The following is a 19,651-nucleotide window of genomic DNA, read 5'->3' as shown; positions in this document are numbered from 1 at the left end:
TCTATCTCGACTTCACCATGCTGGCCTTTGAGGCGTTTGACAGTGCTGCCGTTACGGGTATTTCCCTTGCCTGGCGTGCTGTCCTGATGCCTCTCGTAGAAGAGGTGCTCGGTCAGTTCTGCATTGAACGCTGTTTCCACCGTGAGCTTGAGCAGCTCACGGGAAAACGCATTCAAATCAGCTTCAGTCTTGATGTCTTTCGCTAGCTCTTTGGCCAGCGCCTGCAGTTTGCTTCTTTCCATGGCGTTTGTCGTCATTTTGGCAATTCCTCATTATAGGAGGTTCATCTACCAGAATTACTTACACACTTTTATTTACAGGCTCTTTGGATGTGAGTCTAAGTGGCTACCGCGCTTGGAAACATGGCGGCAAGCCTGCCAGCAAGCGTTTAACGGAGGATCAGATGCTCACTCTGATCCTACTTCACGCTGAAATCAAAGGTGCCTATGGCAGCCTACGTATGCTCAGAGAGCTACGCCTGCGTGGCTTCAGGGCCAGTAAGGCAAGAGTGGAAAGGCTTATGCATGACAACGGCATCCGGGCTCGTCACAAACGGCGCTACCAGGTAACAACTGACTCAAGGCATGGCTTACCGGTTGCAACCAACTTGCTCAACCGTCAATTTACGCCAGAAAAGTCAAATCAGGTCTGGACCTTAGATATCACTTATCTATGTACAGATGAAGGCTGGCTTTATCTTGCCATTGTGCTGGATTTGCTTAACCGTGAAGTGATAGGTTGGTCACTCAAACCGAAAATGACCAGTGACCTGGTAACAGATGCGTTGACAATGGCCTGGTTTCGCAGCAGGCCAGCACCTGGAGTATTACACCATTCGGACCGGGGTAGCCAGTGCGCCAGCAAGGTATTCCAGGACAAGCTCTCAGAATATGGCATGGTCTGCTCGATGAGCCGCAAGGGCAATTGCTGGGACAACGCACCAACAGAAAGCTGGTTCAACAGTTCCAAGAACGAACGCATCCACGGAAAACGCTATGCAACACATGCAGAAATGAGAGCAAACAGTTTCGAATATATCGAAGTCTTTTATAATCGCAAGAGGCAGCACTCACCACTGGGCTACCAATCACCAATCCAATATTTGGAACGGTGGATTAATGAGCAGCATCAGCAACAATTGGCAGCATAATTCCCATCCGATGGTGGACGAAATATCGAGGGAAGCTCAACAGGGAAGTCACCGCCGATTTAAAGCGCATCTACCAGTCTGCCACTGAAGAGCAGGCATTGGCAGAACTGGAACGCTTTGCTGGGCTGTGGAATCATCAGTATCCGCAGATTGCCAAATCATGGACAAACCACTGGCCCAATCTACGGACCATCTTCGAGTATCCGCCAGAGATACGCAGGGCCATTTATACGACCAATGCCATCGAATCACTTAACAGCGTCATTCGATCAGCCACCAAACGCAGAAAACTGCTTCCCAATGATCCTTCTGCCATGAAGGTGGTGTACCTGGCGATACAACAGGCAGCGAAGAAATGGACCATGCCTATACAACACTGGCGACAGGCACTGAATCGCTTTGATAGCGAATTTGGTGAGCGCATCAACGCTCACCAATAGCTCCGGGAGAACTTACACAGTTAGTTTTACAGGCGCTACATTTTTTTAAGAGGAACTTCATGAGGAATAAATAAGGTAATCCCCCACCTCTGCTGGGAGAATCCTCAAGGTTTGACCTGTACGGCGGACGGCTTGAAACGTCTATCTCTACCAAGAAAAGAAGTTTCAAGATGAAAGCGTGGCAGCCATTTTCACTCCTGGAAAACTTCTCAGGTAGGACCACGCCTACAAACTGCAGCGCATTCAGCGTACAAGTTGCTGCCGGGCTCTCTGATGCCTTTCTTCACAAAAAAAACTATAGTGTAATCAGTCTGAAAGACATCAACGAAGCAGGTAAAAAGGAGTTGATGTCTGGGCCAGGAAAATGATGGCATGCATCTCGTGACTATGACAGGTACTGCGTTGAATATTTTAAGAGAGGAACGAAAATGAACAGCACTCAAACCCACATTTCCATGACTGCACTCCCGTCCATCACTTCTGGTGGAACACTGCATCGTCGCTATTCTATCGATTACACACCCGCAGGACCTGTGTCTATGGGCGTCGACGCGCTTGACGATTTGATGCAAAACGATATCCTCGCTGCACTGCCTGAAGATGAAATCACCTTTCTCCGTCCCCATCTTGAACTGGTTCATTTGCCTTTCGATACAGAGCTGTATGAATATGCTGAAAAACTATCCCATGTGTATTTCCCTACCACCGCTGTTGTCGCTTTACTGTATGTGTTGGCAGATGGCGGCATCACTGAAATCAGCGTGACAGGGCATGAAGGATTGCTTGGTATCTCCGTGTTGATGGGAGAGCGGGCCTTGGGCAACGCCATGGTGCAATGCGCGGGGAATGCCTATAAGCTGAAAGCTTCGGTATTGAAAGAAGCGAATGCCAGAGGCGGGAAATTGCAGCAAATCCTGATGCGTTATACCCAGGCCTTATTTGCCCAGATGGCGCAAAATTCTGTATGCGGACGTCATTACTCCGTGGACCAGCAATTGTCGCGTTGGTTGCTCGACAGGCTGGACAGACTGCATACCAACGAATTGAAAGTCACACAGGAAATGATCGCCAATATGTTGGGAGTGCGTCGTGAAACCGTGACAGAAGCAGCCGGGAAATTGCAGCATGAAGGCTTGATACAATATAAACGTGGCAACATCACCATGCTGGATCGTGAGGGGCTGGAAATGCATGCTGGTGAATGTTATCGTGTTTCCAGGCGTGAGTTTGATCAGATATTATGCACCAGCATGTAAGCTTGGATGATATGGGCTTGCATTTTACAGGATGCGCCATGCGCACCATTTTTTGAAGGATGCATACGTTTCCGGGTATGAGGAAAAACAACAATTTTGATACGGAGGCGGCGCGCGCGGCGCACCCTGCACACGCACTTTATGTATTTACTCAGCTTAGACCAGTTTGCTATCGTGCCGATTTCTCTTCTGTTTCAGTACTGTCTGCGATAGAGGCATTTGCGGATTTCAATTTGGGACAGTCTTTTGGTTTATGTAGGAATCACCCACCAGATGCGACATAAAAAACGCTGCCCATTTTTTGGCAGCGTTTTTTATGCTTTGAACGGAATAAAAGCTTCAATGGCAGTGCCGATATTATTCTCGCCAGGTTTAACCGAAAAGCTGCCCCCCAACAGCAAGGCGCGTTCCCGCATACCCAGGATGCCATGTGATTTCGGCTTCGTGAAGGCATCTTTCTGCATGCCTATGCCATTGTCCAGTACCTGTAGCCACAAACCCTTGTCCGTGCGTTTCAGGCTGATCTTGACCTTGGTGGCTTGTGCATACTTGATGACATTATTCAGCGATTCCTGGGTGATGCGAAACAGGGCAATCGACCAGGCAGGGTCTATGGTGTCAAAATCTTCTGTAATATCGGTGACATAATCCAGACCAGCCACTGCGGTTGTTTCTTCACAATAGTGCTGTATCGATGCAGAAAGCCCCAGGTTATCCAGCATGCTGGGACGCAAGTCTTCGATAATGCGACGCTTCAAATCCACCGTGTCGAGCAAGGCGCGCTTGGTTCTTTGTAATTGCTTGGCCAGTTCAGGCTCTTTGTCCTTGAGCTTTTCAGTGACGACCGAGATATCCATGCTGATCGCAGTCAGGTTTGAACCCATCTCATCATGCAGTTCGCGTGCCAGCTGGGCTTTTTCTTTTTCCGAGACATTCAGCAAGTGGTGCGACAATACCGATAATTGCTCAGTGCGCTTTAATACTGTGCTTTCGAGATTATCATTGGCAGTCTTGAGGGCATTTTCTATACCGCGCTGCTTGAAAAAACTGCGGTAAATCAGGCGGTAAAATAGAATCAGGACCAACAAGGCTATACTATTGGTCGCCGTGCCAAAGAACAAGGCATCCTTGTATTCTGTGTAAAAACGCTGACGTCTTTCTGTCAAGACTTCGTTTTCTTCTTTTTCCATGATGAGATCGAGCAGCCTGATTTCATCCATGACTTCCCGGCCTTCACCCACTTTGGCACGTTCTATGACACCGGTCAGGCCAAATTCTCTAAAGGTGGAAATACCAGCTTCAAAAAAATTGGCTTTGCTTTCATACAGTCTGCGCAATTCTGCCAGGTTCTTGATTTGCACAGGCTGGCTTTGCAACAGTCTCTCCAATTCCTTAAAGTCATTGTTTAACTTGCTTTTAGCGATTTCCCACGGACGCAAGTAAACTTCATTGCCAGACATAAAATAGCCGCGCAGGCTACTTTCAGAATCCATGATGAGCACATTGATATTCTTCAGCTTGTCTTTCACCCTCCAGTTATGTTCCAGCCACTCATTATTCGCTTTGAGTTTTTCCAGGTTCTGGTAAGCAGAATAGGCATTGCCGATCAAAATGAAGAGACAGATTACAAAAAGAAATGTGATGTAAAGGGGAATAGAAGCAGATGCATTTTTTTTCATGAAAGCTTCCTCAATAAGTACAGGAAATTGCCAATTGATTGTTGAAGAAATTTAAAATCAAGCATGCGTATTTCCATTATTGTTTCTTTCGATTAGCAAATTTTTTTGCTCATCTTCTACGAAAAACAATACCTTAAATTGACAAATTATGTGTCATAAATGCGGATATTTTTTTTCTAGCCCCGGGGGCCGAGGTGAGTAGGATTTCACCTACAGATGATTGCGTGAAAGTTTATTGCCAATCAACGGCAAGCTCCTTAAAATGATTTGTAGGAAGACCAGAGAGTATGATTGTCAATGGTCTTGTCGCGGCGCGTTTCAGTTCGTAAGAGTTTGGAACAAAATGGACAACAAGAAAAAAATAAAAGTGTTTTTAATCGAAGATGCGCAAAGAATTCGTTCAGTGCTGATCGAGGTATTACAGCAGACGGACAATATAGAAGTCATCGGGTTCGCAGAAAGTGAACAAGAAGCCTTGCAACAGTTGCGCTCTATAGAATGGGACGTCGCCATCGTCGATATAGGCTTGCGTGAAGGCAGTGGCCTGGCGGTATTGTCAGGCTTGAAAAATGATGGTCGTCATTATGGTTCACGCCTGGTATTTACCAGTAACCCCAGCAATGCTTTGAAAAAGCGCACCATGTCACTGGGGGCAGAAGGCTTTTTTGATAAATCCCGCGAAATGGATAATCTGGTTGACCACATCCAGGCACTGGCTCACTGAATTTCCTCAAATCTCAATTCCAATCTCACTATGCGGGCTACACACAGCCTGATCCCTCATTCCAATAAATTATTCTTCATGGCGTAATAAGTCAGGTCACAATTGGATTGCAGATTCATTTTTTCCATGACGCGGGTACGATAAGTGCTGATGGTTTTCACGCTGAGCGATAGCGTCACAGCAATGTCGGAGACAGATTCACCTTTGGCCAGTCTTAAAAATACCTGGAATTCACGATCAGACAATTCTGTGTGCAAAGCTGTTCCTGCATCATGATCGAAACCCTGTGCCAGGATTTCACCTACATCTGCACTCACATAGCGGCGGCCGGTTGAAACGGTGCGAACTGCCTTGATGAGCTCATCGGCATCGCATTCCTTGTTCAAATAGCCGCTGGCACCCATTTTCATCACATTGACTGCATATTGCTGGGCAGGATAACCACTTAAAATTAATATCGGTAAATTGGGCTGACCTTGCTTAATGGTACGCAAGGTATCAATGCCACTTTGGTCTGGCATGCTGATATCCAGCAGCATGACATCGCAAGCTTCTTTCCTGGCGATATCCAGCGCTTCGCGGCCCGTCGTGGCCTCGGCGACGACCTCAAAATCGCTGACTTCTGAAAATATCTGCTTGAAGCCAGCACGTACAATTTGATGGTCATCACAGACTGCTATACGTATCATAATCATCCTTCAGCTATTGTGAAGCAAAAAAATAAATCAAACTGTTTCAAGAAGGCATTATGGACACCATCTTGTCCTGTATTTGGCATACTTGGCACAGTCATGAGATGTTTACATCTTATAGCATAGCACTTGGATAAAATATGGATAATATTCGTATGAATTCATTGCTGGCATGGATTTAGTTAAACCTGTTCCATGCCTGGCATGGTGGCTCTCACTATGATTGCCCGCTGGCATTGAAAATGCCAGCGGGATTTGCTGCGGTCTAGAGCAGCGCAGGCATTTCAATTGCTGCGCACTAACGCATCTGCCTATGCAGCAGCACACTGACGGCTACCGCAGTCGCAACTGCCAGGCCCAGGAAAATCATGGGCTGTTTTCTGAGCTGGCTGTGGCAGTTATCCAGCAACTTTGCCTGGGACACATACAGTTTCTCGCTGTGTGCCCCCAATTTCCTGATTGCCTGATCCGTTTCTGACCTTAATTTACTGCCTGCTTGCGCTCTCAGGGCCGTCAGTTTTTCACTTGCTGGCTGCATGATTTCGGCAGTTTTTTCAACAACCGGCTCGGTCTGAACTGGTGGATTGGCACTGCTAGGAAAGGGGATCGCCGGATGACCCAGGTTATCCAGGCTTGGATCGTTGGCGGGTGGCGTCGTAAGGCTAGGCTTATTTGGCATGATGACTCCTTCTCTATTGAGATGCCATTGGAACATCGGCGGCGGTACGCTTGATTTTTGGGGGGAGATTGCCACCTTCACCTTCCCAGGTACTCAGCTCAGTTTTGTGCAGCTTCTTGGCGGCAAGGTTTTCGTGATACCTTTTTTTGCCGAAGGCGGTCATCAATGCCCAACTGGCAAGACCGGCGACAAGCAGGATGTGTTTGCTGGCTATCATGTGTTTCTCCAATGAGGTTTAATTGCCCGGATGGTCGGGGATCAGGATCTTGAAACCGAAGTAAGATTATTTTGCTGGCGCTTGATACATTGCTGGATGACTTTCTGTGCATCACCAATCGCAACCTGGCACCTGGCATTGGTCAACATTTGATGGCCGCTGGCACGCAATTGAGGTTTGCCAAACAAGAGGCCCAAGCCCAGGCGCATGGAGCCGCAGAAAAAAAAGATGCCGCTCTTGAACAAGCATGTATTCATCTCGACCTCTCCAGTAAACGATTGAGCACTGAGCACTGAGCAGTAAGCACTGAGATGAGCGACAAAACTGAATCTGCCAGCATCCGCCATCTCTACGCCCAACTTCGAATGCATACTAGCATCGGCCTTGTAGGCACCATATAGGACGCGGACCCCCACATTTGTAGGACTGGATGAAGTAAATCATCGTCCACTCATAGCAAATCATGACAGCCGCTTATGTGGAAAACGCCCCCTGCCTGATGACGTCAAAAAGAAGCGACCGGGAATTGTCGCCACTTCCTACAGGCCGACAAGCACATGTCCGATAGTGTCGTGCCTGCCAGGGCTTTAGTATTTACCTATGTCAAAGAGGGATGCCTCTTCGACGGAGAGCCTGCCACGAACACAAGGTGAAAGGCACATCTACCGGCAAGATTCCAAGCCTGCATGGGCCAGGTGACGATGCTGAGCATTCAAGCCGGTTTATTTACTCATAAGGAAACATCATGAACAACGACGAAATCATTTCCACATTGAACGACTTGATAGAAACCAGCAAGGATGGCGAAAAAGGCTTTAAAGTCTGCTCAGAAGATGCCAGTGGGCGCCATCCTGAACTGAAAACCATGCTGGCCGAACGCGGACGTGAATGTGCCAGCGCTGCTCTTGAGTTGCAGGAACTGGTACGCAACCAGGGTGGCGACCCAGAAACCAGTGGTACTTTATCTGGTGACCTGCATCGCGTCTGGACCAATATACGTGCGGCCATCGTCGGCAAGGATGATGAAACCGTGCTCAATGAATGCGAACGCGGTGAAGATGTTGCGGTACGTGTTTATCGCAAAGCACTGGAGCAAGACTTGCCTACCCACATACGCCTGGTGCTTGAACGTCAGTGCCAAGGTGTATTGCGCAATCATGATGTCATCAAAGTCTTGCGCGACCAGGTCAGGGCGCATGCCTGAGAGTTTGATCGATAATTATCGATAAGCATGCAGCCTCAGCATGAATAAAAAACCAGTCATGAAATATGACTGGTTTTTTTGCAGATTTTTTGCCCCTGCGATGGCTATGGTGGCCCTGGCAAAGTTGGGATTCAACAAACCGGGTATGCCAGCCCATTTCAGGCGGCAGCAACTGCCAGTTTGCCTTTTGAAATCAATCCAGGTAAATCCAGCATATCATCGAAAATGACATGCGCGCCTGCGTCCCGCAAACGCTGGGCGGGTGTCAGGGCCGCATAAGCCAGCACCGTCATACCTGCCGCCACTGCTGCACGTACGCCAGTAGGTGTGTCTTCTACCACGACACAATCCGCAGGTGCAAAGCCCATCGTCGCCGCTGCATGCAAGAATACATCCGGCGCAGGCTTGGGAGCTTTGACATCGCTCACACTAAATATGCGGCCTTCAAACTTTGGCCATAAACCAGTCACACCCAGGGTAGTGCGCATCTTTTCATGGTCGCCACTAGAGGCAACACAATAGGGCAGATGCAATTGCGCCAATGCTTCTGGTATGCCCGGCACTACCACCAGCTTGCTCTCCAGCACCTCCCGGGTGCGTACACGATATTCTGCCAAAAAGTTTTCTGGTGGCTGGCGGCCCAGCATGCCCGCAATTTTGGCCATGCACTGCTCCATAGAGTGGCCGACAAATTGTTCAAACATGTCTTCCAGTTTCAATGGCAAGCCCAGCTCATTGAGCATTTGTACAAAGACTTCATTGGTGATGCGTTCACTGTCGACAAGTACGCCGTCGCAGTCAAAGATGATGAGTTGATAGGGGGAATTCATTGGCAGGTGAGGAGTTGGTAAGGTGGGTAATTGCCTGGTTTCGACTACGCACCCGGCTGCAAAGTTCCTGCTTAGTTCGGGCTTGATACTTCAAGTGGGGCCAGATTTTTCAAGTCAGGAAAAACGCCTACCTGCCTGCCAGATATCCCAGTGTGCCAGCGGTAGCCGACATCACCACACCCCAGGCTATATCCATCGCCGCCAGCGTGGTCGGCCAGGCTTTCAGCGTTGCCAGGTTGCTGAGATCGTAAGTCCCATATGCAACCAGACCCAGCAAGCCACACAAGCATGCTGCACGTTGCCAGCTTTGCGCTTGCAGGGCAGGCAGTATGCCCAAGACCAGCAGACCCAATGCATACAACAGATAAAACAGTGCTGCCGGTATCAGCCTGGGCTGAGCCAACATCAAATCACCCAGCGCAGACTGATAGCTGGGGCCCATCAATACCCCTAGCCACAAGGCATCCAGCACCAGGATGGCAAGCAAGGCAAAACTGTATGCCAGCAAAATCTGCTTTGCTGCTGGTGGTTTTATGGCGGATTGCATCAACATGTTTGAACCCTCTGGTAAGTCTGTGATGACGATAGCAGGTGCTGCTACTCGCACCAGGGATACCGGTAACGCGAGAAAAACTTTTCACATAGATATGTCAGTCTATACCAGTACGACCGGCTACTTGCCCATCATCAATAGCGAAAAAGCTGAATCTCAAAATATCTTTGCATATTGCTAATTTGATGGCTAGAATGAAAAGCCAGCTTTGTGCAGGTTTTATTAACCGGGTGTGTATGTGTCGCCAGACCATTTCACCAATGCATGCTTTCACGAGGTCTTGCAGGAAGACAATTAAGTCCGCATTTTTTTGTGCCCCCAAACCAAGACATCCTTGGTCCAGCCTCCCCAGGTTTTTCTATCCTCACTTGACATGGAAGGTAAGCTCATGAAAGACGAAATAGCATTCACAACTCTCACCCCCGGCCTGCTGACAGTCTGCACTTATGGCGGCTTCGCCCCAGTCTGCTACAAGAATGACAGTGGCAAACTTGATGGCCTGGACATTTCGTTCTTGGCGAGTTTTGCTAAAAATTGGAATCTGGATATCAAGTTCATAGAGCAGCCTTTCGACAACATCTGGCAGCGGCCAGGCGAAAATGAATGTGACATCGCCGCAGCTGGTATCCAGCAAAGAGCAGATAGAAAAATAGGAGATGATGCCTGCTGGAGCGATAGCTACTTCAATGTACAAAGATCGCTGCTGGTGCGCGCTGCTGATAAGCCGACCTTTGATGACTATATCAACCTGAAGGGGAAAAAGATCATCGTGACAAAGGGATCAACCGCAGATATTGATGCGAACAAACGTTACAAAAATAAATGCGAAATCCTTTACGTCAGCGAACTCGTCATTGACCTCGACCCCAAACTGGATGTACAAAAGTATATTGTAGAAGAATTCATTTTGGGAAAAGAGGGCTATGCCTTTGGAGAAGGAAACGTCAGCAACCAATACCTCAATGCTCAATACGGCCATGGCCGCTTGGCACTGGCAGATGTGCACCACATCAGCGACGGCCTGGAGACCTTCAATTTTGTCACGCGCAAGGCTAACACAGGCTTGCTGGAAAAGCTGAATGCATACATTAAATTGAATAAGGACTGTTACTCAACAGGCAAGCCATGTCACCCAACAGACAAGCAGTGTCACCCTGACTAAACACTGTCATGCAAACGCCGGGGAATACTGACATCAACAATGCCATTGGCTGTCTCTGAATAAATGAGTGTCAGCGTGTCAGTGTTTTCTGGTCCAAAATGGAACTCCAGTGATCCATATTTCCAGATCGCGGGGACCTTATGCTTGCGTGTCACACTGCTTACTGCATCAGGTTCCCCAAATGCAGCTTTGATGTCGTCACGCGTGCACCCCAGCCTGATTGGCGAAATATCCCCCGTCTCTCTGAATTTCTTCCACCAAAATTGAAATGCATTTGTAGCCATTGAAAAGAACCTGCCAAATGAAAGATGTTCCCCTACTGACTCCGGTTAAGTGGGGCCTATAAGTGAGGCCTATACGTGAGGTCAATAAGTGAGGCCTATAAGATGAGCCATCTAGAGGCTATAGAGAAAACCGTCTGCCAAAATCAGCTTTTAAGAAATGGAGTAAATCAGATTTATCATCTTCTCTCCACAAATTACAAATCCTCAGCGGTGTTCTGCTATTCAAAACTGCACTGCGCCACCTTGTCTACTATCGTTTCGGCCAGAATGCCAGGTGCAATCGTCAGGGTGTCACTATTGCCCAGCACGGCCACATACAGGCCTTCGCCTGGCAAGTGCAGGGCAGCGGCGCTGAAGCCGGGGATATCGCCGCCGTGTTCGATGGCGTCTTTGCCATGTATCTTGCGTATGAAAAAACCATAGCCATACGGGCTGTTTTTACCATCACTCTTGCCGCTGTCTTGAAACACATAAGGGGTACGCATTTTCTTCCAAGAATCGGCTGTCAGCAGGCGGCCTGCCACGCTAGCCTGGTTCCAGGCAGCCAGGTCATCCACACTGCTACGCATTGCGCCCGCAGCGTAAGGCCAGCTCATGCTGTATTGTGGGGCGCTGACCTCTTCACCACGAACGCGGCTGTAGCCATTGGCAAGCAGGCCCGGCTTCTTGGTATCGGTCTCGATAAAGCTATGTTGCAAATGCAGGGGAGTAAAAATACGTGCTTGCATGAACTCAGCGTAGGATAAGCCTGAGACTTTTTCTATGATCGCGCCCAGCAAAAAGTAGTTTGAATTACTGTATGAGAATTTTTCGCCAGGTGCAAATTCTGGTGTGGCATCTTTAAAAAAAGCGATGGCCTCGGTAACGCTGACCTGGCTGGTAGCCCTGCCATAAAACTGTGGCAGCGCCGTATAGTTGCGTATGCCCGAGGTATGTGTCAGCAGGTTTTCTATGGTGATCTGTTTGCCTTGTGTGGGGTAGTCAGGCAGGTAAATATTGATATTGTCAGTAACAGCCAGCTTGCCTTCTTCAACCAGCAGCATGATGGCCGCAGCGGTGAATTGCTTGGTAATCGAACCCACGCGCAAAGGCATGTCCACTTCCAGTGGCAGACCCTGGCGTATATCTGCTATGCCATAACTCTTGCGCAAGAGCGTATCGCCATTGCGCGTCACGATGACGCTGGCACCAGCATTGCCAGGTTTTAAGTAAAGCGACAGATAAGTGTCCAAGCTTTTTGCGCAGGCATTGCTGTTGGTATTTACAGTCTGGGCAACATCGCTGGCATAGGCGCTTGTGCTCACGCCTATGCTGACAAGCAGGGCAGAGGCGACAGATGTTACGCAAGCGCGCAAGACATGCTTGCGCCCGGTTTTTTGCAGGCTGTTTTTAATCATGGAGTGCTTGGTTGTACGGTAAGCGATGTGATTGACGCGATAAATGCGGGCCAGTATGACACAATCGATGCCCCATAAGCTGACTTGAAACTGTCATGGAAATCCTTGCCAATGACAATATCGTGCAATGCTTTGTCAAACGCCGCGGGATTGCTGGCCTTGAGAAAATCGACAAACATCAGCGCCTGACGATAGAACATAGGTGTGGTCAGCTTGTAGCTGGGGGCAGTCCGGTTGACCAACATGCTGCCCACTTCTGCCGGGTCAAAATGCTTGCCGTCCAATAGCATGCGGGCCGCTTCCGGCTTGGTGACAAACTCTGAAGCACCTGCCCCTTGTGCCACCTGCTGGGCAATCCCTTCACGGAACCAGGCTGGTACGCGCGCATAGGCAATCGGCCCCGCCACCTGATATAACAAGAGATGGGTAAGTTCATGCGTGAGTATATATTCCAGCGGCAGCGCGCCGCGTGCCTCCCTTTTTAGCAGCGCGTCGATATTCAAAAAAATACTATCCCCAAACTGCGCCGCCGGTTCATTGACAGTAACGGGCACATAGCGGGTAAAGCAATCGGCATGGCAAATGTAGATCTGTGGTGCATGAGTAAACTTGGCGCCATGTGCTTTTTCGACCACTTCACGCGAATGCTGGATAGCTGCTGCAACCCGGTTCGTCACTTGTTCTGCAATCTCTGGCGAGGCTCCAGCCAGATAGCGTACATCGGGATTGGTTTTGCTGGCTGCAAATACCTCGCGAGAATGCATCAAGGCCACGCCGGTCTTAATTAGCGTGCAGCTCGATAGCAGGCATAGGGTAAGTAACAGTGCCACTGTCCTCGTCATGCCAGAGATGGATGACCTCATTGATGTTTTCTCCTGAAAATGATGGGCATGAAAATAAGGCTGATCGCTTCAGACTGTCTCATTTTGAGAAAGTTTCTTTCTCAGCCGCCATGAATGTATCGATTAACTGATAATAACCCGACAGTACTTCATGCATGGTTCACACAAGAGAATTGTTGACTGGATTCGCGCAGGCCCTGAATCGCGCGTCGAAAAATGGGCGAGGCCTCTACTTGCATACGAGTGACTAATTTAAATGGGTCTCAGCTTAAGCTGGAGACACTCCAAAAAGTGCTTGCTTCAGTCTGTCTGGATCGACCAGCGGATCACATGAACGATTGCACAATCCATCAATTGCCTGCAAAACAGATTCGCGTTCGGCACCGCTGCTTAGCAAAAATTCCTCAACAACGATTTCTCTGGGGATGCCTATCAGTAACAATGTGGCAGCAACTACGACACCAGTGCGATCCCGCCCCGAGGTGCAATGTATGTAGACCGGCCATTGAGTCGCAGGGTCAACCAAGGCTTCCAGGACTGCAGCAATCCAACGACGCACCTTTGAATGACTGGTGTCGTAATTCTCAACTGAATCAGTAGCTGGAAGGTGTATCAGTTTTGCACCAAGATGCTGCGGGTCGGGACCTTGCCGCAAATTGATAATTGTCTTGGGAAAACCTAAATCTGCCAGTGTAGACATGGTGTCAAACTTGCCGCCACGAATTAAGCGCCCAAATGGAAATGGCACCTCATCAAGCCAAAGCCCCAAGGCATCGCTGATATCACGAAAATTTATAGGGTGTTGTTGGTGCATAGCAAGTTAAGCATTACTTTTAAAATAGTCGAGTCAAGAATTTCTCGGAATGTGTCTGTAATTATCGCGTTTCGATATTTTCTGTCTATGCTTCACACCATGCAAGATAATTGGCCTGCCGTCGCGTGAGTCGAAAATGGATCTCCAGATTTCTTATCGATTTATACAAAGATACATTTAATCGAATGGTGGTATCAATGATGTAGGTGAGACTGCAGATTAGCTAATAGTCGAAGAGTGCGTACACATATCGAGCTTAATCGTAGTCAGTTATCACAAGTCATCTTGCATAAACCTCTGGTCAAGCAACTCATAACTGATCACCTTCGACATCTCGCCATCGCCACTTTGTTTATCCAGATGATGATTACTCAATCATAAGACGGTTTGTGAATAATTAATTGCATACTGTATGTAAATACAGTATTATTTATTTGTTCCCTTTTTGGGAACTTGACTGAGATATTTTGTGATGTTATATTGTTCCCATATCGTGAACAAATGGGATTATGAAATTACACGGCAGAAACAGGCTCCAAGTGTTGTATGGACTAGACGAGCAGACAGACAAGTGGCTTTGCAGCTGGATTTTAGAAATGACACACGCAAATTGGAAACAGGCCAAGGATGTGCTTCGCCAATTTCCTCAAGCTAAGAACGTCGCAGATAATGTCTTTCAATTTCGCGTTGGACTTCAGCCGGAGTGGATTGAGGTATCGATGATGTTTCCTCTTGCTGTCGCCATCGTAACCGATCTGAAACGTATAAATTGATGATGTTAATGGACACAAAAGTAATTCGCTCCGATGAGCAGCACCAAGCTTATCTGCTTGAGATGCAAAATTTAATCGCAAAAAATCCAATGCCAGGAAGTCAGTATGCTGAGCGCTTAGAGTTGCTTTCTGTATTGGTGGAAGCATATGAGAATCAGAAATTTCCAATTGAGATTCCTGATCCAATTGATGCAATTCTCTTTCGCATGCAGGAACAAAGCTTAAAACAAGCGGACCTTGTGCCATATTTTGGTACTCGTAGTAGAGTTTCAGAGGTTCTTGGTAGAAAACGACCGTTAACTATTCCAATGATTCGCGCTCTTTCAAGTGGGCTTGGTATATCGGTCGAAACACTTCTTGGAGTTGACCCCGCAGAGCCAGCGCAGCTTCGTCGGGATGATGTCGATTGGAGTGGATTCCCGGTCGGCGAGATGCTTGCAAGAGGTTGGCTACAGAAGTTTACAAATAAAGCAACAGAGTCCACGGAAGAACTTGTTAAAGGTTTTATTGCAAATGCAGGTATGCAGTTTGGAAGCACTGCTTTTAGGCGCTCCTTGCATGGCGATGCTTATTCACCGACCACCAAATATGCTCTCTTCGCTTGGTTAGCGAGAGTGATTCAAAAAGCTAGGGAAAAAAAAGGGGGATTGGGTAAGTTCGATTCGTCTGTTTTTTCAGCTGCGTTTTTGCGTGAATTAGTACAGCTTAGTTGGTCTGATCATGGACCAGCAATTGCTGTCGAATTTTTGGAAAGAAATGGAATTGCTGTTGTGATTGAGCCCGCACTTAAAGGCACTTTGCTTGATGGAGCGGCATTGCAGGATTTTGATGGAATACCAATTATCGGTCTTACGCTGAGGTTTGATAGGTTGGATAATTTTTGGTTTACTTTGCTGCATGAAATTGCCCATTTATGGAAACATGTTAATCAAGAAGAGACATTTTTGGATAATTTAGATTCTTCTTCGGACGATCGTAGAGAGCTCGAAGCGAATCGTATTGCAAAAGAGGCTTTAATTTCAAGCGTCGCTTGGAAGCGTAGTGAGGCTTATTTGAATCCCAGACATGATTCAATAGATCAGCTTTCTAGAGAACTTAAGATTCACCCTGCAATTATCGCTGGCAGGCTAAGGAAAGAGCGAGAAAATTACACTATGTTCAATGATTTAGTCGGGCACGGGCAAGTGCGAAGGCACTTTAATTTGACAGGTATAGAGGTTTAAGATGAGTCTTCAATATGTTCCAGTGATGGCAGCTAAACGCGGTGAATTTACCGCCCTTGTTAACCTTCCTGCGTCAGCTTCCTCAAGTATTTTGCCGCTCTTTGAGTTACCAGCAAAAAAAGCTGAGGCTTTGGTGGTCGAGTCGACAATTAATCGAACTGCAACGAGTGCTGGTAAGGCATGGTTGAATCGTGAAGCATTTCTGGATATTTCGAAATGGGTGTCGAATGCTCGTACAGAGAGCGGCATCCATGTTCTTGAATATGCTTTCTCGTTATTTCGTTCTAAGGGGGTATTGACGCACCCTATTGTGGGCTATGACCGGTGGGCTGATCCTGATTACAGCCAGGCTTTGAAAAACATCCGAAATTTGTATTCTGTAACACCTTGCATTCGTCTTGATCGTGAGGCGATCAAAGATGATTTGCGCGATCTGTCATATTTCGCTAGCCAAATAAATGCCATTATGACGGCACTTCAAGTTGGGCCTGTGAATTGTTATGTCATGGTTGATTTTGGCAATGTTTGTACTACTGCGGTTCCTGACATTATTGATGATACTGAAGTTGCGGTCGCAGCACTACGCTCTCTAGGTTTCAGTAAGATAATTGTGGTTGGCGGCTCAATGCCAACAGGGGTGAACGAAGCTGTTGATACTCAAGATGCCGAGGGTTGCATTCCTCGAATAGAAATGGTCGCATGGAAGGCTGTATTTTCTGCTCTTATGGATAAGGATGTTATTTTTGGTGATTATTTGATTCGTAATCCTGAAGCTAAAGATGGAGTTATTGCGCCGCACGCAAACGCGAAAATTCGCTATACCATCAAAAATCAATTCTTCATCGTGCGTGGACACTCTAAAAAAATCGATTCGTTAACGTTGCAACATAAGGATTTAGCGCAGAAGCTTATCAAGTCAGCGCATTACATAGACCCGTCATTTAGTTGGGGGGATTCAGAGATTTTGAGCTGTAGTATCGGTGTAAAAGAGCTGCGAGATGCAACAAGTATGATAGCTATTGATAGCAATCATCATATTAGGACAGTATTAATGGAAATATTTGAACACCAACAACAAGTTGCAGCCTATGGTGCAAATGTCGGGGCGTAGAGCGGAGGATGTATTCCTATTTGCGGTTGCCTAATATTGGCTACATGGTTATTTAGCATTAACTTTTTAGATTGTATAAAACAAAAAACCCGCTAAAGCATAAGGCTAAAAGCGGGTTCTTTGCATCTGGCAGATCGCTCTGCAAGAAAATTCTGGTGGTGATAGGTGGACTTGAACCACCGACCCCAGCATTATGAGTGCTGTGCTCTAACCAACTGAGCTATATCACCAAGAAGCCTGCGATTATGTCAGTTTGGCCTTGGGCTGTCAATATGCAAAACCAGATTTTGATGGAAACTGCGGCTATTTTTGCTTAAAAAGCAAAGCATTTCTGGTTTTGTGTCTGAATTAGGCTGCGTGCTGTTGAAAATGAGTTAAAAATGAGGCTCACATTGATAGCTATACCAAGCTTCACATAGTGCTTGGCGTTGTCTTCATGCCGGGCTGTTCAATGCCTGCCTGACACTCTCCATGATCTGCGCCTGGGCATCGGCTGCCAGGCAGTCGATGATGATGCGGTTTGGCATGGATCTTAGCCAGGTGACCTGGCGTTTGGCGAGTTGGCGGGTGGCGATGATGCCTAGTTCACGCATTTCTGCGAGCGTGGTTATGCCATCGAGATAATCCCAGGCCTGGCGGTAGCCTACGCAGCGTATGGATGGCAGGTTGGCGTGCAGGTCTGGTCTTTGTTTTAAGGCTTTGACTTCATCGATAAAGCCTTGCTCTAGCATGGTGTCAAAGCGCAGGGCGATGCGTTGGTGCAGTACGCTGCGCTCTGATGGTTCCAGCGAGATGGCGTGCATGTCGAAGGGTGGTGCGGCGCGTTCCTGTTTGGCCAGCAGGGCGGACATGGGCTGGCCGGTGATGGCGATGATTTCCAGGGCGCGTTGTATGCGCTGGCTATCTTGCGGTTTGAGTCTGGCTGCGGTTTCGGGGTCCAGCGTTGCCAGTCTGGCGTGCAGGCCGGGTACGCCTATGCGGGCGGCTTCTGCATCGAGTTCTGCACGTATGGCGGGGTCTGCGCCCGGCAAGTCGTCAAGGCCATCCATCAGGGCTTTGAAATACATCATGGTGCCACCTACCAGCAGGGGTAGCTTGCCTCTGGCTTGTATCTCCGCGACCAGTCTTTGCGTATCCTTGCGAAATTGCGCAACCGAGTAGGATTCTGCCGGGTCGATGATGTCGATGAGGTGATGGGGTACTGCGGCCAGTTCTGCTGCATTGGGCTTGGCCGTGCCTATGTTCATGTCGCGGTAGACCAGGGCAGAATCGACGGAGATGATTTCTGCCGGGTAGTGGCGCGCAATTTCCAGCGCGGCGGCGGTTTTGCCTGAGGCGGTAGGCCCCATGATGGCGATGACTTTTTGTACTGACGTAGTTGTGTGGATAATCATACAGGTTGTTCTGCCGGGATCAACGCTGGTAAAACGCGGGCGGCGATAAAAATGAGGCTGCCCATGCTGCAGGCGATGATGGCGAGCGGGTAGACCGTGCCATTATGCGTGGCACCAACGATGCTGCCGACGATAAAGGCGACCAGCATATACAGTGCCCCCATGAGGCCAGCGGCAGTGCCCGCCTGTTGCGGGAAGGGCGAGACAGAATTGGATTGCGAAATAGGGAAGTTGATGCCATGCGCACCCATGGTCATGAACATGACGGGCGGTAGCATGGCCCAGTGCTGCATGCCTGCGAGTGTCATTGCCAGAAAACTTGCACCAGCAGCGAGAGACAGGCTGCTGCCTATACGCATAGTGATCTTGGTGCCAAAGCGCGCATGCAGGCGGCGGCAGACCACGGTGCCACTGAGGTAGCCGGATACGCCAAAGGCAAAACAATAACCAAACCAGGCTGTTGGTAAGGTCAGCACTTTGATCAGGACAAAAGATGCGCCAGAGATAAAGACAAAGATGGAGCCATACGACAAGGCACCCGGCAAGGCATATACCCAGAACACCGGCGCACCCAGCACAATGCGGTAATTGCGCAGCAAGCCGCTGACATTGGTGGCTCTGGCGTCTTTATGCAGATTGGTTTCAGGCAGGCGCAAGATGACCATGATGAGCAAGGCTGCTGCCAGCAAGGCATGCACAAAAAACGCCGCACGCCAGCCCAGATTGACTTGCAAGAATGAACCCAGGATAGGTCCCAGCAAAGGCGCGGCAGATACCCAGCTACTGGCTTTGGAAATGACCTTGATACTGTCTTGCGGGTCATAGGCATCGCGCACTATCGCACGGGCAATGATGACGGCAGAGCAGCAGCCCAGGGCCTGCAAAAAGCGTGCAGCAATCAGCATGCCCATGCTTTGCGATGCGCCACACAAGAGGCTGGCCAGCAGATAGAGGCTAAGCCCGACGACGACGACGGGGCGGCGGCCAAAGCGGTCAGATAGTGGGCCTATGACCAGTTGTGCACCACCAAAGCCAGCGACAAAGATGGACAGCGTCAGTTGCACGGTGGCGGCAGGTACATCAAACACAGTTGCCAGGCTGGGCAGGGATGCCAGATACAGGTCAGTCGATAGTGGTTGCAACATCAGGAATGTTGCAATCAAAAAGAATAAAGGTGCTGCCGAAAATTGGGCGATGGCCTGATTGGTTTGCGTCATGGTTAATCTT

22 protein-coding genes, 1 tRNA gene and 2 pseudogenes are annotated in these 19,651 nt (G+C 48.5%); 11 read left to right on the top strand and 14 right to left on the bottom strand.

Features of this window, described 5'->3' with window-relative positions; genetic code table 11:
- The coding region (locus ACO0LC_RS09645) for a transposase (RefSeq protein WP_423002450.1) at positions 1-242 on the bottom strand (242 nt) is incomplete at its 3' end.
- Between the two features lie 83 nt (positions 243-325).
- Between ACO0LC_RS09645 and ACO0LC_RS09640 the strand changes: the two are divergent.
- From ACO0LC_RS09640 to ACO0LC_RS09625, 4 genes and pseudogenes are all read left to right on the top strand, one after another.
- Positions 326-1,150 (top strand): annotated as a pseudogene (locus ACO0LC_RS09640) (IS3 family transposase); the annotation flags it as partial.
- Positions 1,151-1,197: 47 nt separating this feature from the next.
- Positions 1,198-1,590: pseudogene (locus tag ACO0LC_RS09635) on the top strand (transposase); the annotation flags it as partial.
- Positions 1,591-1,760: 170 nt separating this feature from the next.
- Positions 1,761-1,958: a hypothetical protein gene (locus tag ACO0LC_RS09630; RefSeq protein WP_423002438.1), complete on the top strand. Its 198-nt coding sequence runs from the start codon at positions 1,761-1,763 to the stop codon at positions 1,956-1,958.
- Between the two features lie 171 nt (positions 1,959-2,129).
- The gene (locus ACO0LC_RS09625; protein WP_423002449.1) at positions 2,130-2,846 is read left to right on the top strand and encodes a Crp/Fnr family transcriptional regulator; all 717 of its coding nucleotides are present in this window, start codon (positions 2,130-2,132) and stop codon (positions 2,844-2,846) included.
- A gap of 314 nt (positions 2,847-3,160) precedes the next feature.
- On the opposite strand, the gene ACO0LC_RS09620 is transcribed toward ACO0LC_RS09625, so the two are convergent.
- A complete protein-coding gene (locus tag ACO0LC_RS09620) occupies positions 3,161-4,525 on the bottom strand; it encodes a CHASE3 domain-containing protein (RefSeq protein WP_423002437.1) in 1,365 nt (454 codons plus the stop codon).
- Between the two features lie 343 nt (positions 4,526-4,868).
- Here ACO0LC_RS09620 and ACO0LC_RS09615 point away from each other — a divergent pair, with 343 nt between their 5' ends.
- A complete protein-coding gene (locus tag ACO0LC_RS09615) occupies positions 4,869-5,249 on the top strand; it encodes a response regulator (RefSeq protein ID WP_423002436.1) in 381 nt (126 codons plus the stop codon).
- Between the two features lie 56 nt (positions 5,250-5,305).
- Here the strand turns inward: ACO0LC_RS09615 and ACO0LC_RS09610 are convergent, their stop codons facing one another.
- The 4 genes from ACO0LC_RS09610 to ACO0LC_RS09595 form a co-directional block, all read right to left on the bottom strand.
- Positions 5,306-5,938 (bottom strand): response regulator, encoded by a 633-nt coding sequence (locus tag ACO0LC_RS09610; RefSeq protein ID WP_423002435.1) that lies wholly within the window; start codon positions 5,936-5,938, stop codon positions 5,306-5,308.
- Positions 5,939-6,239: 301 nt separating this feature from the next.
- Positions 6,240-6,620, bottom strand: a complete 381-nt coding sequence (locus ACO0LC_RS09605; protein ID WP_423002434.1) for a hypothetical protein — start codon at positions 6,618-6,620, stop codon at positions 6,240-6,242.
- A gap of 13 nt (positions 6,621-6,633) precedes the next feature.
- Complete coding sequence (locus tag ACO0LC_RS09600) at positions 6,634-6,837, bottom strand: hypothetical protein (protein ID WP_423002433.1); 204 nt, start codon at positions 6,835-6,837, stop codon at positions 6,634-6,636.
- Positions 6,838-6,878: 41 nt separating this feature from the next.
- Entirely contained in the window at positions 6,879-7,094 is a 216-nt protein-coding gene (locus tag ACO0LC_RS09595; protein ID WP_423002432.1) for a hypothetical protein, read from the bottom strand.
- 488 nt (positions 7,095-7,582) lie between these two features.
- On the opposite strand from ACO0LC_RS09595, the gene ACO0LC_RS09590 reads away from it, so the two are divergent.
- Positions 7,583-8,041, top strand: a complete 459-nt coding sequence (locus ACO0LC_RS09590; RefSeq protein WP_423002431.1) for a PA2169 family four-helix-bundle protein — start codon at positions 7,583-7,585, stop codon at positions 8,039-8,041.
- Positions 8,042-8,199: 158 nt separating this feature from the next.
- On the opposite strand, the gene ACO0LC_RS09585 is transcribed toward ACO0LC_RS09590, so the two are convergent.
- Positions 8,200-8,871, bottom strand: a complete 672-nt coding sequence (locus tag ACO0LC_RS09585) for an HAD family hydrolase (RefSeq protein ID WP_423002430.1) — start codon at positions 8,869-8,871, stop codon at positions 8,200-8,202.
- A 127-nt stretch (positions 8,872-8,998) separates the two neighbouring features.
- Entirely contained in the window at positions 8,999-9,424 is a 426-nt protein-coding gene (locus tag ACO0LC_RS09580; RefSeq protein ID WP_423002429.1) for a DUF2177 family protein, read from the bottom strand.
- On the opposite strand from ACO0LC_RS09580, the gene ACO0LC_RS09575 reads away from it, so the two are divergent.
- Together ACO0LC_RS09575 and ACO0LC_RS09570 are read left to right on the top strand one after the other, a co-directional pair.
- Positions 9,423-9,605, top strand: coding sequence for a hypothetical protein (locus ACO0LC_RS09575; RefSeq protein ID WP_423002428.1), 183 nt, complete (start codon positions 9,423-9,425; stop codon positions 9,603-9,605). The genes ACO0LC_RS09580 and ACO0LC_RS09575 overlap by 2 nt on opposite strands.
- A gap of 192 nt (positions 9,606-9,797) precedes the next feature.
- Positions 9,798-10,586: a substrate-binding periplasmic protein gene (locus ACO0LC_RS09570; RefSeq protein WP_423002427.1), complete on the top strand. Its 789-nt coding sequence runs from the start codon at positions 9,798-9,800 to the stop codon at positions 10,584-10,586.
- 502 nt (positions 10,587-11,088) lie between these two features.
- Here ACO0LC_RS09570 and ACO0LC_RS09565 read toward each other — a convergent pair.
- The 3 genes from ACO0LC_RS09565 to ACO0LC_RS09555 all read right to left on the bottom strand — a co-directional run bounded on the left by ACO0LC_RS09565 (position 11,089) and on the right by ACO0LC_RS09555 (position 13,923).
- Entirely contained in the window at positions 11,089-12,267 is a 1,179-nt protein-coding gene (locus ACO0LC_RS09565; RefSeq protein ID WP_423002426.1) for a serine hydrolase domain-containing protein, read from the bottom strand.
- Positions 12,264-13,130, bottom strand: coding sequence for a hypothetical protein (locus ACO0LC_RS09560; protein WP_423002425.1), 867 nt, complete (start codon positions 13,128-13,130; stop codon positions 12,264-12,266). Before ACO0LC_RS09560 ends, ACO0LC_RS09565 begins: the two co-directional genes overlap by 4 nt.
- Positions 13,131-13,377: 247 nt before the next feature.
- Positions 13,378-13,923, bottom strand: coding sequence for a tyrosine-protein phosphatase (locus ACO0LC_RS09555; protein ID WP_423002424.1), 546 nt, complete (start codon positions 13,921-13,923; stop codon positions 13,378-13,380).
- A 509-nt stretch (positions 13,924-14,432) separates the two neighbouring features.
- Between ACO0LC_RS09555 and ACO0LC_RS09550 the strand changes: the two genes are divergently transcribed.
- From ACO0LC_RS09550 to ACO0LC_RS09540, 3 genes are read left to right on the top strand one after another with little or no spacing between them, the layout of a single operon-like run.
- Positions 14,433-14,696 carry a hypothetical protein gene (locus tag ACO0LC_RS09550; protein WP_423002423.1) on the top strand — a complete coding sequence of 88 codons (264 nt, stop codon included), beginning with the start codon at positions 14,433-14,435 and terminating at the stop codon, positions 14,694-14,696.
- Between the two features lie 8 nt (positions 14,697-14,704).
- Positions 14,705-15,919: an ImmA/IrrE family metallo-endopeptidase gene (locus ACO0LC_RS09545; protein WP_423002422.1), complete on the top strand. Its 1,215-nt coding sequence runs from the start codon at positions 14,705-14,707 to the stop codon at positions 15,917-15,919.
- A 1-nt stretch (position 15,920) separates the two neighbouring features.
- Positions 15,921-17,030, top strand: coding sequence for a beta family protein (locus ACO0LC_RS09540; protein ID WP_423002421.1), 1,110 nt, complete (start codon positions 15,921-15,923; stop codon positions 17,028-17,030).
- 153 nt (positions 17,031-17,183) lie between these two features.
- On the opposite strand, the gene ACO0LC_RS09535 is transcribed toward ACO0LC_RS09540, so the two are convergent.
- The 3 genes from ACO0LC_RS09535 to ACO0LC_RS09525 all read right to left on the bottom strand — a co-directional run bounded on the left by ACO0LC_RS09535 (position 17,184) and on the right by ACO0LC_RS09525 (position 19,641).
- A tRNA-Met gene (locus ACO0LC_RS09535) sits at positions 17,184-17,260 on the bottom strand.
- Between the two features lie 204 nt (positions 17,261-17,464).
- Positions 17,465-18,424, bottom strand: a complete 960-nt coding sequence (gene miaA, locus ACO0LC_RS09530; protein WP_423002420.1) for a tRNA (adenosine(37)-N6)-dimethylallyltransferase MiaA — start codon at positions 18,422-18,424, stop codon at positions 17,465-17,467.
- Entirely contained in the window at positions 18,421-19,641 is a 1,221-nt protein-coding gene (locus ACO0LC_RS09525; RefSeq protein WP_423002419.1) for a multidrug effflux MFS transporter, read from the bottom strand. The genes miaA and ACO0LC_RS09525 overlap by 4 nt, the downstream gene beginning before the upstream one ends.
- Positions 19,642-19,651 lie beyond the last annotated feature (10 nt).

Origin of the sequence: Undibacterium sp. JH2W (assembly GCF_049340425.1) — a bacterium.
In the GTDB taxonomy this organism is placed as follows: domain Bacteria; phylum Pseudomonadota; class Gammaproteobacteria; order Burkholderiales; family Burkholderiaceae_D; genus Undibacterium.
The sequence above is the reverse complement of the archived record's forward strand: the minus strand, read 5'-3'. Positions and strand labels throughout refer to the sequence as shown.

Coding starts and splice junctions, on each gene's coding strand:
- ACO0LC_RS09585 (WP_423002430.1), bottom strand. CDS start 8,871: ATGAATTCCCCCTATCAACTCATCATCTTTGACTGCGACGGCGTACTT.
- ACO0LC_RS09550 (WP_423002423.1), top strand. CDS start 14,433: ATGAAATTACACGGCAGAAACAGGCTCCAAGTGTTGTATGGACTAGAC.
- ACO0LC_RS09540 (WP_423002421.1), top strand. CDS start 15,921: ATGAGTCTTCAATATGTTCCAGTGATGGCAGCTAAACGCGGTGAATTT.
- ACO0LC_RS09590 (WP_423002431.1), top strand. CDS start 7,583: ATGAACAACGACGAAATCATTTCCACATTGAACGACTTGATAGAAACC.
- ACO0LC_RS09565 (WP_423002426.1), bottom strand. CDS start 12,267: ATGATTAAAAACAGCCTGCAAAAAACCGGGCGCAAGCATGTCTTGCGC.
- ACO0LC_RS09610 (WP_423002435.1), bottom strand. CDS start 5,938: ATGATACGTATAGCAGTCTGTGATGACCATCAAATTGTACGTGCTGGC.
- ACO0LC_RS09560 (WP_423002425.1), bottom strand. CDS start 13,130: ATGAGGTCATCCATCTCTGGCATGACGAGGACAGTGGCACTGTTACTT.
- ACO0LC_RS09570 (WP_423002427.1), top strand. CDS start 9,798: ATGGAAGGTAAGCTCATGAAAGACGAAATAGCATTCACAACTCTCACC.
- ACO0LC_RS09625 (WP_423002449.1), top strand. CDS start 2,130: ATGGGCGTCGACGCGCTTGACGATTTGATGCAAAACGATATCCTCGCT.
- ACO0LC_RS09545 (WP_423002422.1), top strand. CDS start 14,705: ATGGACACAAAAGTAATTCGCTCCGATGAGCAGCACCAAGCTTATCTG.
- ACO0LC_RS09615 (WP_423002436.1), top strand. CDS start 4,869: ATGGACAACAAGAAAAAAATAAAAGTGTTTTTAATCGAAGATGCGCAA.
- ACO0LC_RS09620 (WP_423002437.1), bottom strand. CDS start 4,525: ATGAAAAAAAATGCATCTGCTTCTATTCCCCTTTACATCACATTTCTT.
- ACO0LC_RS09630 (WP_423002438.1), top strand. CDS start 1,761: ATGAAAGCGTGGCAGCCATTTTCACTCCTGGAAAACTTCTCAGGTAGG.
- ACO0LC_RS09575 (WP_423002428.1), top strand. CDS start 9,423: ATGTTTGAACCCTCTGGTAAGTCTGTGATGACGATAGCAGGTGCTGCT.
- ACO0LC_RS09580 (WP_423002429.1), bottom strand. CDS start 9,424: ATGTTGATGCAATCCGCCATAAAACCACCAGCAGCAAAGCAGATTTTG.
- ACO0LC_RS09555 (WP_423002424.1), bottom strand. CDS start 13,923: ATGCACCAACAACACCCTATAAATTTTCGTGATATCAGCGATGCCTTG.
- ACO0LC_RS09525 (WP_423002419.1), bottom strand. CDS start 19,641: ATGACGCAAACCAATCAGGCCATCGCCCAATTTTCGGCAGCACCTTTA.
- ACO0LC_RS09605 (WP_423002434.1), bottom strand. CDS start 6,620: ATGCCAAATAAGCCTAGCCTTACGACGCCACCCGCCAACGATCCAAGC.
- ACO0LC_RS09595 (WP_423002432.1), bottom strand. CDS start 7,094: ATGAATACATGCTTGTTCAAGAGCGGCATCTTTTTTTTCTGCGGCTCC.
- ACO0LC_RS09600 (WP_423002433.1), bottom strand. CDS start 6,837: ATGATAGCCAGCAAACACATCCTGCTTGTCGCCGGTCTTGCCAGTTGG.
- miaA (WP_423002420.1), bottom strand. CDS start 18,424: ATGATTATCCACACAACTACGTCAGTACAAAAAGTCATCGCCATCATG.